This is a genomic window from Streptomyces sp. M2CJ-2 (assembly GCF_016757295.1).
Classification (GTDB): domain Bacteria; phylum Actinomycetota; class Actinomycetes; order Streptomycetales; family Streptomycetaceae; genus Streptomyces.
The window spans coordinates 51,087-65,651 of sequence record NZ_JAESIF010000039.1; the positions used below are offsets into that span (position 1 = coordinate 51,087).

Annotated in this window: 12 protein-coding genes; 3 read left to right on the forward strand and 9 right to left on the reverse strand. The window is 69.2% G+C overall.

From position 1 onward, the window contains the following. Window positions 1-108 precede the first annotated feature (108 nt). The 6 genes from JL475_RS25500 to JL475_RS25525 form a co-directional block, all read right to left on the reverse strand. Window positions 109-1,146, reverse strand: a complete 1,038-nt coding sequence (locus JL475_RS25500) for a MerR family transcriptional regulator (RefSeq protein WP_202280265.1) — start codon at window positions 1,144-1,146, stop codon at window positions 109-111. After that, on the reverse strand, window positions 1,140-1,847 hold the full coding sequence (locus tag JL475_RS25505) for a HEAT repeat domain-containing protein (RefSeq protein ID WP_202280266.1): 708 nt from the start codon (window positions 1,845-1,847) through the stop codon (window positions 1,140-1,142). Before JL475_RS25505 ends, JL475_RS25500 begins: the two co-directional genes overlap by 7 nt. Window positions 1,848-2,257: 410 nt before the next feature. After that, entirely contained in the window at window positions 2,258-2,506 is a 249-nt protein-coding gene (locus JL475_RS25510; protein ID WP_202280267.1) for a hypothetical protein, read from the reverse strand. A 352-nt stretch (window positions 2,507-2,858) separates the two neighbouring features. Further along, entirely contained in the window at window positions 2,859-3,449 is a 591-nt protein-coding gene (locus JL475_RS25515) for a hypothetical protein (RefSeq protein ID WP_307825154.1), read from the reverse strand. A 133-nt stretch (window positions 3,450-3,582) separates the two neighbouring features. Next, window positions 3,583-5,931 carry a DUF6571 family protein gene (locus JL475_RS25520; RefSeq protein WP_202280269.1) on the reverse strand — a complete coding sequence of 783 codons (2,349 nt, stop codon included), beginning with the start codon at window positions 5,929-5,931 and terminating at the stop codon, window positions 3,583-3,585. Between the two features lie 18 nt (window positions 5,932-5,949). Continuing rightward, window positions 5,950-6,381 (reverse strand): hypothetical protein, encoded by a 432-nt coding sequence (locus tag JL475_RS25525; protein WP_202280270.1) that lies wholly within the window; start codon window positions 6,379-6,381, stop codon window positions 5,950-5,952. A 379-nt stretch (window positions 6,382-6,760) separates the two neighbouring features. Here JL475_RS25525 and JL475_RS25530 point away from each other — a divergent pair, with 379 nt between their 5' ends. After that, window positions 6,761-7,120: a hypothetical protein gene (locus JL475_RS25530; RefSeq protein WP_202280271.1), complete on the forward strand. Its 360-nt coding sequence runs from the start codon at window positions 6,761-6,763 to the stop codon at window positions 7,118-7,120. A gap of 149 nt (window positions 7,121-7,269) precedes the next feature. Here the strand turns inward: JL475_RS25530 and JL475_RS25535 are convergent, their stop codons facing one another. The 3 genes from JL475_RS25535 to JL475_RS25545 form a co-directional block, all read right to left on the reverse strand. Beyond that, complete coding sequence (locus JL475_RS25535; RefSeq protein ID WP_202280272.1) at window positions 7,270-8,772, reverse strand: ATP-binding protein; 1,503 nt, start codon at window positions 8,770-8,772, stop codon at window positions 7,270-7,272. A 361-nt stretch (window positions 8,773-9,133) separates the two neighbouring features. Further along, window positions 9,134-10,462 (reverse strand): class I SAM-dependent RNA methyltransferase, encoded by a 1,329-nt coding sequence (locus JL475_RS25540; protein WP_202280273.1) that lies wholly within the window; start codon window positions 10,460-10,462, stop codon window positions 9,134-9,136. Between the two features lie 67 nt (window positions 10,463-10,529). Next, window positions 10,530-12,575 (reverse strand): APC family permease, encoded by a 2,046-nt coding sequence (locus tag JL475_RS25545; protein ID WP_202280274.1) that lies wholly within the window; start codon window positions 12,573-12,575, stop codon window positions 10,530-10,532. A gap of 570 nt (window positions 12,576-13,145) precedes the next feature. Between JL475_RS25545 and JL475_RS25550 the strand changes: the two genes are divergently transcribed. Both JL475_RS25550 and JL475_RS25555 read left to right on the forward strand, forming a co-directional pair. After that, on the forward strand, window positions 13,146-13,820 hold the full coding sequence (locus JL475_RS25550) for a TrkA family potassium uptake protein (RefSeq protein WP_202280275.1): 675 nt from the start codon (window positions 13,146-13,148) through the stop codon (window positions 13,818-13,820). Next, window positions 13,817-14,494: a TrkA family potassium uptake protein gene (locus JL475_RS25555; protein WP_202280276.1), complete on the forward strand. Its 678-nt coding sequence runs from the start codon at window positions 13,817-13,819 to the stop codon at window positions 14,492-14,494. The genes JL475_RS25550 and JL475_RS25555 overlap by 4 nt, the downstream gene beginning before the upstream one ends. Window positions 14,495-14,565 lie beyond the last annotated feature (71 nt).

The window sequence follows — 14,565 nt, forward strand, 5'->3', positions numbered from 1 at the left end:
TCGCCGAAAAGGGGTGGGTGATGGCCGTGAGGAAGTGAGCGCCGTCTCCGATCCCACGGCTGGCATGCCTGTCGGGACAGGGTGCCGCGGCGCCTCGGTCGTACGTCTTCAGGAATCCTCGGCTCCTCGGTCTTCGGGGGACCGCTCGTCGAGGACCGTGACGAAGGCCGAGGCGACGAGGGCGACGGCGGGGTCGTCGTCGCGAGCCAGTTGACGCAGGACATCCCGCACGGTGGTCCCCGGCAGCTCGACCAGCGCCTGGGCCAGACGTATCCGCGTCGCGGAGTCCGCGGTGGGGGCGGCGAGTTCGTCGACCAGTGCGGTCGTGATCCGGTCCGCGCACCCGGGGTCCCGGGACAGCGTTCCCAGGACCTCCGCCGCGTCGACGTCGTGGGAACCCTCGACCACCATGCCGACGAGTGTCGGCACGGTCGCGGTCACTCCCCGCCTGCCCAGAGCCAGAGCGGCGTGCCTGCGCACCACCGTGTCCGGGTCCCCGAGGGCGTCCGCGAGCACCGCGGCCGCACCCGGGGCCTCGGCCATCTCGGCGATCGCCAGCACCGCGCGCCGCCGGATGTCGACATCCTGCGCGTACACGCCGTCAGCCAGTGCCGCCACGCCGTCGCCGTCCGATCGGGCGAGCGCCCAGCGCAGGGCGCCGGCGACGTTGGCGTCGGATTCGGCCAGGACCGCCCCGGCCAGCAGCTCGGCGGGAACCGACACACTCCCCGGCCGGGCCAGGACGGCCTGCTGTCTGCGCGCAGCGCTGGTCGAGTCGAGCCCCTGCATGAGTTCGACGATGCGCAGGACGTCCTGCCAGCCGGTGGGCGCCGACGCGTCGACGGCACGGAGCCGCTCGAGCAGTTCCCGTTCCCGCTCCAAGCGGTCTTCCGTCCACCGGATGAGATCGCCGACCAGGGCGGACGGCGTGAAGGCCGGGTCCTCCAGCGCGCGTCCGATCTGTTTGAGCGAGAGCCCGAGGGAGCGCAGGCTCTCCACGTGGAAGATCCTGCGGACGTCCTCGGCGGAGTACTCGCGGTAGCCGCCGACGGTGCGACCGGTCGGCCGCACCAGCCCGAGGGCGTCGTAGTGCCGGAGCATCCGGGTACTCACCCCCGAGCGGCGGGACACCTCACCGATCAGCATTCCGCTGCCTCCGCGGCGGCAGCGGCTCGTTCCGGGCCGAGCGCGACGACTCGCTTCGCCTCCTCGACGGCCGCGTCGAAACCGGTCTCCGGGTTCTGCCGCAGCAGCTCGGTGGCACGGGCGTGCGTGGCCACCGCCGGGTCGGGGCTCGCCGCGGCCTTCTCCAGGGCGGGCTCGGTCACGTCGCCGAGCTCGACGAGGGCCCGGCTCAGGCTCAGCCGCACATCGCGGTCGCCGCGGCCGAGCTGCATGACCAGTTCGTCGGCCAGCTCCTTCTTCTCGTCCTCGGGTACGAGGGCGACCGCGACCCGCCACGCGGTCCGCGCGACCTCGTCGTCGGCGTCGCGCAGCAGGTCGTGCGTGATCCAGACCCAGGCGCTCCCGTCGCCGATCTTGGATAGCGTGTGCAACGCCTGGCTGCGGGCCTGAGTCCGCTCGGAGGCGAGTTCCCGGCGGATCCGGGGCAGGGTGATCTCCGACGGGAGGCGGGTCAGGGCCCAGGACAGCATGTCCCGCACGAAGAAGTCCGGCTCGACCGCGCACCGTTCGACGAGCGTCTCGAGGAAGCCGGGGTCGGGGGTCGAGCCGACCGCCAGGGCCGCCTGCAGCCGGACCGACGCGTCCTCGGCGCTCAGGGCACCGACCACACGGGCGTTCTGCGGGGTTCCGTTGCTCGGGTTGATCGAAACCACCTCCTGCACCCAGGGGACACCTTGCCACCGTGTCAAGGTCAAGCCCGTGACTGGCAATCCAGAAGAACCCGCAGGTCAGGCACCCTTAACAGCTGGTTCCAGAACCGCCACGCACTCCACGTGGTGGGTCATCGGGAACATGTCAGTACCGGAAGGCGGTACAGAACCCCAGGTCAGAAGCGGTCTTCCGAGTGCCCCTGACGCCCCCCAAGCTCCTGAGCGTCAAACGAGCTTCAAGCCTCATGGCCGTGCATGTGGGGCTGCGCAGGACGAAGAGGCGGCGAGCAGAGTGGGCCGAGGAGTGCGGCTGCGTCCTGCAATGCCTGGGCCGGCCGCCGTACCCGCTGTGCATCACTCTCAGCGGTGAATGCGGTGCAGGTCGACCAGCTCGACATCACCGCGCCGGTCGGCCTCGCGCCTCAGATCTCCGGTGAAGCCAGAGCGGGCGAAAAGCAGGAGCTTCGGCAGGACCCCACCCTGGCGCTGGGCAGCAGCCCCCGCAGGTGCTCCAGCCGCTCCAACTGCGGCAGGCCGACAGGCGTGAGCGTCCCCTTGGCCTCACCGATCGCGGTGATCCGCTCGGCCCCGAACGCCGGCGACTCCGCGACCACCAGGTCCAGTTCGTGACCGCGCCGATGTTCCCGGCCGGCGATCTCAGTCAGGCACACCCAGCTTGCCCGGCCCCGAGGCTTTCCGGCACGGCATGTTCGAAACACCACTGGCGGGCGAGCTCCTCGAAGTGTGGACTGTAGCTCTTCCCCGGCGACAGTGTCAGCACGGCCCAGCCGACGAGGGGGGTGACCGGTACGCAGACCTCGACCGGGTCTTCGCCGAGCAGGGCTTCTCCGCACCGTCCGGTACGGGGGGCCGGGCCGGGATCGTGAGCGCGTGCGAGGCCGGCGGCCTCTTGAAGGTGAGGTCCGTGCACCGCTCAGCCGTGGCGCACCGCACACGGCAGACGGCCCCTCCACCGGACAGGAAGGGCCGCCTGCTCACGGTCGTTTCCGCGCACGCCGGCGGCTACGCGGGATCCAGCACGGGCCGCGCGGGAAGTCCGCCGTCCTTCTCACAGCGCAGTTCCTTGGCCATGGCCAGCGAGACGGAGTGGGCCACGGTCGCGTAGGCGTCCTTCAACGCCTCGACGTCGCCCTCGGGCTCCGTCGGCACGGCCCAATGCCGCACGCCGATGACGATGTGGCCCACCCTCGACGAGTTGAGCAGCCTCTCGCTCCGGCACGCGAACCGGACGTACGCCTTGTTCGCCGCCGTCACGGCCCGCTCCCCCATCTTCAGCACGGTGAACTCCGGGGCCGGGGGTCCCGTCGGGGCACCGTCTTCCAGACTCCATGTGATTCTCAGATCGAAATCCGGCGTCCCGATAGGCGTGTAGGTACGGCAGATGTCCTTGGTAACGGTGGGGACCGGGAACGCCTCGATCAGATTCTCCGCAGCCTGCGTAATGGTGTCCTCTTCCCCCGACGCCTCGAACCGCGACGTCCCCGTAATCACCTTCAACGCTTTGGAAGCCTCGGCGGACATCGCCTTACCACCACAGAGCTCCGTCCCCGAGACCACCTTGTAGCCCTTCGGAGTCTTCGGAGTCCCATCCACCTCTCCGTCCCCCCCACAACCTGTGGCCCCGAAAACCAATGAGCTGGTCGTGACCGTGGCAAGGAGCCTTCTACGTACCGACCTACGACTGATCACTGCCCGCATCCTCACGTGTCTTCGGCCTTCCACCGGCTCAACCGGTTTCCGGGGAGTTGCCCTGCTGCTGCTGCCGGTCGTTGCCGACCCCGTAACCGATCAATACCGATTCTTTGATATTTTGACTAGCCGGGCCTTCTCCGTCCTGACCGTGACGCTTCAAGAAATCCTCTGCCGGAGCCTCGGCCAGGCTCTCACCGGCGAAGTAGATCTTCTCCTTCTCCTTGTCGTTGAGGTCTTCCACCTTCTCCTTGTGCTCATCCACCGAGTTGTCGGAGATATCACCGATCACCTGGCCGATGACCTGTTCGGCAGCGCCGCTGGCGGTGTCGGTCGCCAGCGGGACGAGTACCGCGGCCGCACCCACGGCCGCGGTGGCGGGCAGGAAGGCGACGCCCGCCGCGATGCCCGCCGTGGCCCCGAACTCGATCCAGCCCGCCCTCTTGGCGACCGCCTTCTCGTAGTCCTCGTGGAGCTTGAGGTTCGTCGCCTCCACCTGGTCGGCCCGGGCCTGGTCGAGCATGCCCTGCACCTCGGCGCCCACGCGCACGGCCGCCCTGGCGGGGCCCTCCTTGATCGTTCCGTCCGGGCCCACCGCCTTCTCCTCCAGGACACTGCGGGTGTAGACCTGCTCCGCGGTCGAGAGCGTCGCGTAGGCGTCCGGGTGCTGGCCCAAGGTGCTGAGGAAGCCCCGGACGACGCTCCGCCCGTCCCCGTCCGCGGTGTCCGCGAAGTCGATGCGCCCCTCCGGGTTCCGGCCCGGCGCGAACACGCTGCCCTGTTCGTTCTTGGCCAGCGCCCAGTTGATGTCGTCGATGTAGCCGGCACCCATGACGCCCAGGCTGTCGGCCATCACCTCGTGTTTCTTGAGCAGTCCCGGCTCGTCGCCGTACTTCTCCATGACCTTCTGCATGACCGCGGCGTTGTCCGCGTCCCGCACCACGCCGGGGTCCGGCTGTCCGGCCGGGTAGCCGAGGGTCGCCGCCTCCAGGGCGTGCCCGAGGGCGTCGGGCATGTGACCGACCGACGCCTCGACACCCTCCAGGTCGTTCAGCTCGGCGTCACAGAACGGCTCCCACTTCTCGTTGCCGAAGAAGTCGAGGTAGTTGTCGATCGCCTCGCCGTTCTCGTCCTTGCCGAGATCGGCCGTGGCACCACGGTTGACCGTGCCGTCCTCGTTGTACGCGGTCGGGGGGTCGGCGAAGAAACTCTTCGCCGCTTCCGGGCTGTTGCCGAGCGCCTCCAGCATGGCGGTGACCGGGTCGTAGCCGGCGCCGTTCACTCCGGAGGGGTTGAACGGGTTCCTGGCCGTACTCCCCATCCCTCTGTTGGTGGTGAACAGGTCCGGGTCCTTCTGGTGCAGCTGTGCCACGTGCTCGGCGATCGGGTTGAGGAACTTCGCGTCGTAGTCCCCGTGCCGCATGATCCCGCCGAGCAGCTGGTACCCGAACGGTGCGCTGTGGTCGTACCTGCTCAGCGGGATCTGCTCCATACCCAGCTTGCGGAGCTCCGGGCCCCACTTGTCGGTGAACGCCTTGTCGTGGGAGGCGGTGGCCAGGTTGAGGCCCAGGTTCCTCTGGAGCTCCTGGACCTCCTTGAGCCGCTCCGGATCGACCTTGCCGAGCTCGTGCGTGTCCGTGGAGAGCTGACCGAAGAACGCGAGCGACTTCTCGGGACCGAGCTTCTCATAGAAGCCCTTGGCGAACTCCACCGACGAACTGTTGTCCTTCAGCAGCTCGTTGAGCTGCTGAAGTTCGGCGTGTGTGATGGCCCGGCCCTTGGCCGCCAGGGCGGCGGCGCGGGCGGCCTCCTCCTGGTCCAGCTTCGTGTACGTCGGGGCGCTGAAGTCCTTGCGGTCGGTGACGTTGGCCTCGAGGGTGTTCTTGAGGGCGAGGTCGGTGTCGTTGCAGTTGTCGACGATGAGGTCGATCCTCTTCTGCCACGACGCGATGTTCCGCTTCTCCTTTCGCAGGAGCTCGCTGTAGTCGGGGTCGTGCCGCGCCGCCTCGTTCTCGGACAACGGGTTCTTCGCCGTGACCTTGCCGTTGCCGTCCACGTGGATGCCGGCCGCGGGCCCCTCGTGGTCCCGGATGTCGACCAGGTCGTCCCTGGCCTTCTTGATGGCCGCGTAGCCCTCTTCCAGGACCCGCTTCACACCCCTGGCCTCGGCCGCGGCGTCCGTGAACTCCTTGGCCGTCTTACCGATGAACGCCTTGGTGACCCCCGCGTTGACGCCCTCCCAGGCCGCTCTGTCCGCCTTCGTCTTCATCCCGTCGGCGGCGGCGGTGGCGAGCTTGTCCAGCTTCCCCACCATCTCCGCCCAGTCGTCGACGGCGGCCTTCAGCTTCGCCACCGGGGCGTCGACGATGTCCTCGTACTTCAGCATGCTGAGCGCTCCCCCGAGCTAGTTCATGTATTCCGAGAGCACGGAGATCCGCGTCAGCTCTCCCTCGATCTTCGCCTCGTCCTTGGCGTGCTGGGCCTTGCTGTAATCGAGGTGATTCGAGATCCGTGCACAGGCGTCCAGCAGCGTCTTCAGGTGGGTCTGCCAGAAGTCATGCACCTTCAGCACGGCCGAACCGCTCACGAAGTTCCCGTTGGTCAGCGCCGTCGCCGCCTCGAACGTGGAGGCACGGGCGATGTCGCCCTCCTTCGCCAGCCGGCCCAGCAGGTCGTACGCGTCATTGCCGATGGCGCCGAGGTCGTCCCGATTGACCACCAGGTCTTTCCCGCCACCACCACCTCCGCCGCCGTCGGCCGGAATGCCGTTGGTCTGCATGGCAGTCCGCTTGGCCGCCGCCTCGCGCAGTTCGGCCCATTCCTGCTCGAACGTCATGAATTTCCCCCAAGTTCATCCGGGCAGGCCACTCCCCCGTAGTCGCGCGACCACCGACCTGATCACCTGTCACTTGCATCATCGCCCGCCCACGGGGCGGCCGGCAGTTGATTCCCCGAAGCCCGGACGACAACGATCGAATCCCGGCAGGGTCATGCCCTGTGGAACCGGCCTCCCCGTCTGCCCGAAGAGGGCAGGTGCGCCCCCGGAAACAACCACTCGCGATTCGTCAGACCCTCACATGATCTGCCAGATGGTGCCCAGCCCAGCGGGATCACAGGCGCAGCCGTCGTCACCCTCCTATGTCTCTCTGACCAACCAGACCCGGAGTAGTCGGCACACATCGGATGCGCGGGTTCCTGGGACGGGTGTTCCAACCGTGGAGGGTTCAGACAGCGATCTCGCTCATGCCGCCGCCCCGCTCTTGAGCAAGATACCCAAAAGCGCGGTTTGGGACCGGGTCGACTTCGTGACGGCATTGCTGAAGACAGCATCCAAGCTCTCGGAAGCTTTGTACCGCCGTAGTGGAGGAAACCTCCAGGCTACGGTCTTTTTCGGCGTCCGCTGGGGAACTCCTGGCAAGCCGTATGCGGAAGATGTCGACATCAGCGAACGCGCTCAGCGTATCCGCGCCGGACTCCCGCGGGACTCTGTCGTTGACCTCTTCTACAAGTCTCTGGTGGACAGGGCACAGCACGACCTCGACCGCGCACTCGCCGACGATCTCAACGAGCGCTGACGACCCGGCTGACTGTTCATCGGCATCGGCGTCGCCACTGCCGTCCTGCACTGGCCGCGCCTGACAACCCGCGGCGCGCCACTGCTATGCGCGGACACGCCCCACCGCGCCCGCTGAGTTCGCCGTTGTCATCGCGACAGGAGTGATAGCTACCCGACCCCGTAAAGAGTCGCCAGGTCAACCAGGAGCAGATCGTCGCGGCCGGCCGCGGACTCGATCAGGTCCGGGTAGAAGCCGTGCAGGGAGAACAGGGCCAGGGTGGTGCCCGTGGTGTCGTAACCCTGGTCGGTGAGCAGGGCGCGGATGCGCTCCAGGCGTTGCAGGTCGCCCGTGCCACGGCGGGCGGCGGTGGCCTTGGCCTCGCCGAGGAGGGCGATCCGGGCACGGGGGGCCTGCGGACGCTCGCCCAGGGCCAGGGCGATGACGTCCACCTCGTGCTTGGTGCGGGCCGCCGGGTCGGCCACCTCGGTGGTGCCGACCGGGCCGGGCAGGCCACCGGGAAGCAGGGCGTGGGCATAGCGGCGGGTGAAGGCGCGGGCGAGGTCCTCGAAGTGGGGTCCGAGAATCTTGGAGTTGAAGGTCGGCGCGGCGGCCTGCCACGCCTCTTCGGCGAAGCCCTGCTCGACGGTGGATGCCTGCGGCAGGGTGATCAGCTGGTTGAAGCGGATGACGGGGTCGGTCAGGGTGATGACCGGGTGGCGGGGGCGCAGGATGTCCTGCTCGCGCTGGACGTAGCCGGTGGACTCCAGGACGTCGAGCGGGTGGGTGACGGCGTTGCGCTGCCGTTCCAGAGCTGCGCCGATCCTGGTGGGGGTGGTGGCGCCCCGGGCGATCGCGGTGAGGATGTCGTAATAGAGGGTGTGCTGGGTGATCCGCGGATCCTCGCGCAGCAGATACTCCGTCTCGGTGCGCGAGTACACCGCCCGCCCCGGGTCCAGGAGCGTCCGCGTCAGCCAGGCGGCGAAGCCGTCACTCGGGTGCGGGCGGGCCGCCACCGGCCGGTAACCGGGAGCACCGCCGAGGACGGCGTGCACCTGCAGGGCGGTCAGCGGGTCGTCGATCTGCCAGAACTCACGGCTGGCCCGGTAGTCGAAGGCCCCCAGCCGCAGATCGATCACCGCACGGCCGCGCAACGGCTTCGTTCCCGACAGCAGTTCGTGCATGACGCTCATCGCGGACCCACACAGGATCACCCGCGCTCCGGGTCCGGCCCCGGTGCCCCGCTGGCGCTCGTCATAGAGCTGCTGGAGCAAACCAGGGATCTCGGGAGAGTGCTGGAGGAGATACGGCAACTCGTCGATCACCAGCAGCGGGGTCTGTGATCGCGCGGTGACGTCAAGGGCGTTGGACAGGACCTCACGCCAGTCGGCCAACCGCAGCGTGCCGGGCCGCAGACCGGCGTGGGCCGCGATGGCATCGCTGAACCTCTGAATCGCCGGCAGCCGCCCTTCCTCCCGCACCGCGGTGACGTACAGACCCCCGACCCGCTCCGACAGCGCCTGCAGCAGATACGACTTCCCGTGCCGCCTGCGCCCCGACACGATCCCCAGACGCATCGCCGGATCCGGGTCCGTGACGAACTCGGTGAGCAACCCCCACTCACGATCACGGTCGACCACGTCCTCGGGCTTGGCAAGCACGCTCTCGTCCACCGGAACTCCCTACCAGCCTGGATCGACCACGATTCTGTCCAAGTCTACTTAGACAGAATCCGTCCAGCCTGACTTTCCTGACGGCGGGCAACAGAAGTCACTCACAGTCAGAGTCGCAGAGTCGGGTCAGCGGCTCCTCGACAAGGCCGTCATGGGTGTCGCGACACCTTGTTCCGGTCGGCCTCGCCGACGGGAGTCGAGCGTCATACGAGCGTCAAGAGTCCCGACGACCGGCCATCACACAGCCGCTCCCGTCAGTCACTCCAGCACAGATCCGCAGGTGAGGCGGGCCCGAAGGGTTCGACCTGCTGGATACCGCGAAACAGGTCGAGACCCGTCGGCGCTCCTGCTGAACCGCAGGTCAGCGACTCTTTCCCGCGGGCTCCAGAATCGCCACGCACTCCACGTGATGGGTCATCGGGAACAAGTCGAACACGCGCAGCATCCGCACCCGGTACCCCCCGTCCCGGAAGTACGCCAGGTCGCGGGCCAGGGCGGCCGGGTCGCAGGCGACGTAGGCGATGCGACGGGCGCCCAGGGAGGTCAGGTGGGCCACGGTCTTGCGGCCGGCGCCCGCGCGGGGCGGGTCGAGGACGACGAGGTCGACCTCGGTGATGCCGGTGCGGGGCAGGACGGAGTCGACCTTGCCCTGTTCGATGCGGACGCGGGGGAAGTCGGCGAGGTTGTGCCGGGCGTCCTCGACCGCGCGCTTGCCGGACTCTATGCCGAGGACCGCGCCCTGCTCGCCGACCCGGTCGGCCAGGGCGCCCGCGAAGAGGCCGACGCCGCAGTACAGGTCGAGGGCCGTGTCGCCCTTGCGGGGCAGCAGGCCCTGCATGACCGCGGTGATCAGGGTGTCCGCCGACTTCGGGTGGACCTGCCAGAAGCCGCCGTTCGCGACCCGGTGGGTGCGGCCGTCCGCCCGTTCGCGGACGAAGGGGCGGCCGTGGACGCGGTGGACCTGGCCGTTGCGTTCGTCGATGCGCAGGACGGAGACGGGGCGGTCCAGTTCGACCAGGGGCAGGCGCGCGCCCGGTTTCGGGGTCAGGACGACCTGGCGGTCCTGCGAGCCCGTCGCGGCGATCGCCTCGACGGAGTCCATGCCCGTCCAGTCCCGCTTCTCGATGCCCAGCTCGCTGACGCCTTCCGCGGCGATCATGCAGTGGTCGATGGGCTCGACCTCGTGCGAGCGGTGCCGGCGCAGTCCCGCGCGGCCGTCGGCGGTCACCGCGTACTGCACGCGCGTGCGCCACGCCGGGACCTGGCCGGCGGGGAGTTTGTCGCCCTCGGCGGGGACCACCGTGCCGTCCCAGCCGACCTCCTCGGGCGTGAGCCCGGCGAGCCGCCGCAGCTGCTCGGCGACGACCTCGCCCTTCAGCCGCCGCTGCGCTCCCGGCTTGGCGTGCTGCCAGTCGCAGCCGCCGCAGCGGCCGGGCCCGGCGTACGGGCAGGGGGCGTCGATCCGGTCCTTGGAGGCGTCGAGCACCGTCACCGCGTCCGCGCGCAGGAAGCGGGCCCCCTCCTCGCCCTCGGTCACCCGCGCGACGACCCGCTCGCCGGGCAGCGCGTGCCGGACGAACAGCACCTGCCCCTCGGACGTACGGGCGATGCAGTGGCCGCCGTGGGCGACGGGGCCGACCTCGACCTCGTACTCCTCCCCCACCAGCGATTTCCTCGGTTCTGCCTGCATGGCGGGGTGACTCCACAACATCGAGGGCGAAGATGCGGGCGGTGGCCCGCGACAACAGCCGTCCAGTCTACGTGTGCGGGGAGGAGTCCTTCGACCGCTCCGCCGGACCGCGCCGCACCGAACCCGGCGCCGCCCAGTTCGCCCGCTTGCGGGCGCGCCGCCTGGCCGCCTCGGAGGATTCCAGCTGGTACGGCACCGAGGTCACCATCACGCCCGGCGTGAACAGCAGCCGGCCCTTGAGCCGCAGTGCGCTCTGGTTGTGCAGCAGCTGCTCGTACCAGTGGCCGACCACGTACTCGGGGATGAACACGGACACCACGTCCCGCGGCGACTCCCTGCGCAGGTTCTTGACGTACTCGATGACCGGCCGTGTGACCTCGCGGTAGGGGGAGTCCAGCACCTTCAGGGGTACATCGATGCCGCGCCGCTCCCACTCCTCGTGCAGCGCCCGGGTCTCCGCCGCGTCGACGTTGACGCTGAGCGCCTCGAGGCTGTCCGAGCGCATCAGCTTGGCGTAGGCGAGGGCGCGCAGGGTGGGGCGGTGGATCCTGGAGACCAGGACGACCGAGTGGACCCGGGAGGGGCGCACCATGTCGTCGCTCGGCTCCTCCGGTGCGGCGACCTCCTCGGCGACGCGGTCGTAGTGCCGGCGGATCATCGTCATCGTCACGTAGAAGACGCACATGCCGAGCAGCGCGACCCAGGCGCCGTGGGTGAACTTGGAGACGAGCACGACGACCAGGACCAGGCCGGTGAAGAAGGCGCCGAAGGCGTTGATGGCCCGGGAGCGGATCATGTGGCGGCGCTTGGCCTGCTCCTTCTCGATGGCCAGCAGGCGGTTCCAGTGCCGGACCATGCCGATCTGGCTGAGGGTGAAGGACACGAAGACACCGACGATGTAGAGCTGGATCAGGCGGGTCGTGCTGGCGCCGTACACCCACACCAGCACGCTGGCGGCACCGGCGAGCAGCACGATGCCGTTGGAGAAGGCGAGCCGGTCGCCGCGGGTGTGCAGCTGACGCGGGAGGTAGCGGTCCTGGGCGAGGATCGAGCCGAGCAGCGGGAAGCCGTTGTAGGCGGTGTTCGCGGCGAGGAACAGCACCAGCGCCGTGGCGGCGGCCAGCAGGAGGAACAGCAGGCTGCCCTGGCCGAACACGGCTGCGGCCACCTGCGAGATCACCGGATGCTGTACGTAGCCCGGACCCAGCGGTACGCCGTCGTGGAAGAGGTCCGTGGCCGGGTTCTCGGCCAGGCGCACCCGGGTCGTGCCGGCCAGGACGATGATGCCGCAGAACATGGTGACGGCGAGCAGTCCCATCATCGCGAGCGTGGTCGCCGCGTTCTTGGACTTGGGCCTGCGGAAGGCCGGGACGCCGTTGGAGATCGCCTCGACGCCGGTGAGCGCGGCGCAGCCGGAGGAGAAGGCGCGCAGCAGCAGGAAGAACAGGGCGAAGCCCGCCAGGCCGGGGTGTTCGGGTTTGATCTCGAAGTCCGCCGTCGGCGCCCGCATCTCGTCGCCGAGCACCACGCCGCGGAACGCGCCCCACGCGATCATGATGAAGACACTTGTCACGAAGACGTACGTGGGGATGGCGAAGAGCGTGCCCGACTCCCGGACGCCGCGCAGGTTCATCAGCGTCAGCAGCACGATCACGGCGATGGCGCAGGCCACCTTGTGTTCGACCATGAACGGAATCGCCGAACCCAGGTTCTCGACGCCGGCGGAGATCGACACGGCGACGGTGAGGACGTAGTCGACCAGCAGGGCGCTCGCGACGGTCCGGCCGGCCCTGGAACCGAGGTTGGTGGTCACCACCTCGTAGGCACCGCCGCCGCTGGGGTAGGCGTGCACGTTCTGCCGGTAGGAGGCGACCACGGTGACCATCAGGGCGATGATCGCGAGCGCGATCCAGGGACTGAAGTGGTACGCCGACAGACCGGCGACGGAGAGGACGAGCAGGACCTCACCGGGTGCGTACGCCACGGACGACAGCGGGTCGGAGGCGAAGACGGGGAGTGCGACGCGCTTGGGCAGAAGCGTTTCGCCCAAGCGGTCGCTGCGCAACGCGCGCCCGATGAGAATGCGTTTGGGCACGTCGGTCAGTTTGGACACAACTGAGGATCGTATGCCTTCGAACACAGGGACACCCGTCCGCCGCTCACATCCATACGGCTTCCGTACGGGTTCCGAACGGGACCCGTGTCGGGGGACGCGGCACGGGCGGGCGCCTCTGCTCTCCGGGTGAAAACACGGGGTGGTGGCGCTGCGGGTTCCGCGGGAGGCGCCGGTTCCATGCCTATATGACTGGGCCCTGTCCGCCGCCCCTCCGTGGAGGTTCCATGCACGCGTCCGCCGAACTGATCGGTGCCGCGGCCGCGCTTCTCGGCCTCGGGATCCTGACCCTGGCGAGCGTGCGCAGCATCACCCGCCGCTGATCGCCCCGCCGTGCCGATACGTTGGACCCGTGCTCCCAGGACACGGCACCCGCACACGGCACCCGCACACGGGCCCCCACGCGCCGTGGCCGGAGCCCCGGAGGGCACCGGAAGCGCGCCGCCCCGGCATGATGTTGCCCGGCGGTCCGCACTCAGGCCGCCACGGGTTGCCCGGCGAGCCGAAAGAGAGACATGAGCACGATGGTCATGAAGATCGACGGGCCTGCAGGAAGCGCGGTGTAAGGCGATGCATATTGTCATCATGGGTTGCGGAAGGGTGGGTTCCGCCCTGGCCCAGACCCTGGAGGAGGGGGGGCACACGATCGCCGTGGTCGACCGGGACCCGACCTCCTTCCGCCGGCTGGGTTCCGCGTTCAACGGCCGCCGGATCACCGGGATCGGCTTCGACCAGGACACCCTGCGCGAGGCGGGCATCGAGGAGGCCGGCGCCTTCGCCGCCGTCTCCAGCGGGGACAACTCCAACATCATCGCCGCGCGGGTGGCCCGTGAGATGTTCGGCGTCGAGAACGTCGCCGCCCGCATCTACGACCCCCGCCGCGCGGAGGTCTACCAACGCCTGGGCATCCCCACGGTCGCGACGGTCCGCTGGACCGCCGACCAGATGCTGCGCCGACTGCTCCCCTCGGGCGCGGAGCCCCTGTGGCGCGACCCCACCGGCGGGGTCCAACTCGCCGAGGTGCACACCTCCCCGGCCTGGGTGGGGCACAAGATCAGCAAACTGCAGGACCGGACCGGCGTCCGCGTGGCCTTCCTCACCCGGCTCGGCGAGGCGATCCTGCCCAGCTCCCAGACGGTGTTGCAGGAGGGGGACCTGGTGCACGTGATGATGCGCACCGACGAGATCGACCGGGTCGAGGCGGCGTTCGCCAAGGGGCCCGAAGAGGAGGGCGGTCACCGATGAGAGTCGCCATCGCAGGAGCCGGCGCCGTCGGCCGCTCGATCGCGGGCGAGCTGCTGGAGAACGGCCACGAGGTCCTGCTCATCGACAAGGCGCCGACCGCCATCTCGGTCGAGCGCGTTCCGCAGGCCGAGTGGCTGCTCGCCGACGCCTGCGAGATCACATCCCTGGACGAGGCGGCGATCCAGCGCTGCAACGTCGTCATCGCCGCGACCGGCGACGACAAGGTCAACCTGGTCGTGTCCCTGCTGGCGAAGACGGAGTACGGCGTCCCGCGCGTCGTCTCCCGGGTGAACAACCCCAAGAACGAGTGGCTGTTCAACGAGTCCTGGGGCGTGGACGTCGCCGTCTCCACCCCGCGCCTGATGTCGGCCCTGGTGGAGGAGGCGGTCAGCGTCGGCGACCTGGTCCGGCTGCTGCGCTTCAGCCACGGTGACGCCAACCTGGTGGAGCTGACCCTGCCCGAGGAGTCGGCGCTGGCGGGCACCCAGGTCGGCAACGTCCAGTGGCCCCAGGACACCTCACTGGTCACGATCATCCGTGGGACCCGCGTTCTCACGCCGACCCGGGAGGACTCCCTGGAGGCGGGCGACGAGCTGCTCTTCGTGGCCGCCCAGTCCCGCGAGGAGCAACTGGAGGACCTGCTGTCGGTACGCCGGAACGACGCGGCGCGCTAGGGCCTGTTCGGGATCGTGATCATGTGGCGGGGGCAAGGCTGCGCAGCCAGATGATGGCGCCGCGCAGCTGA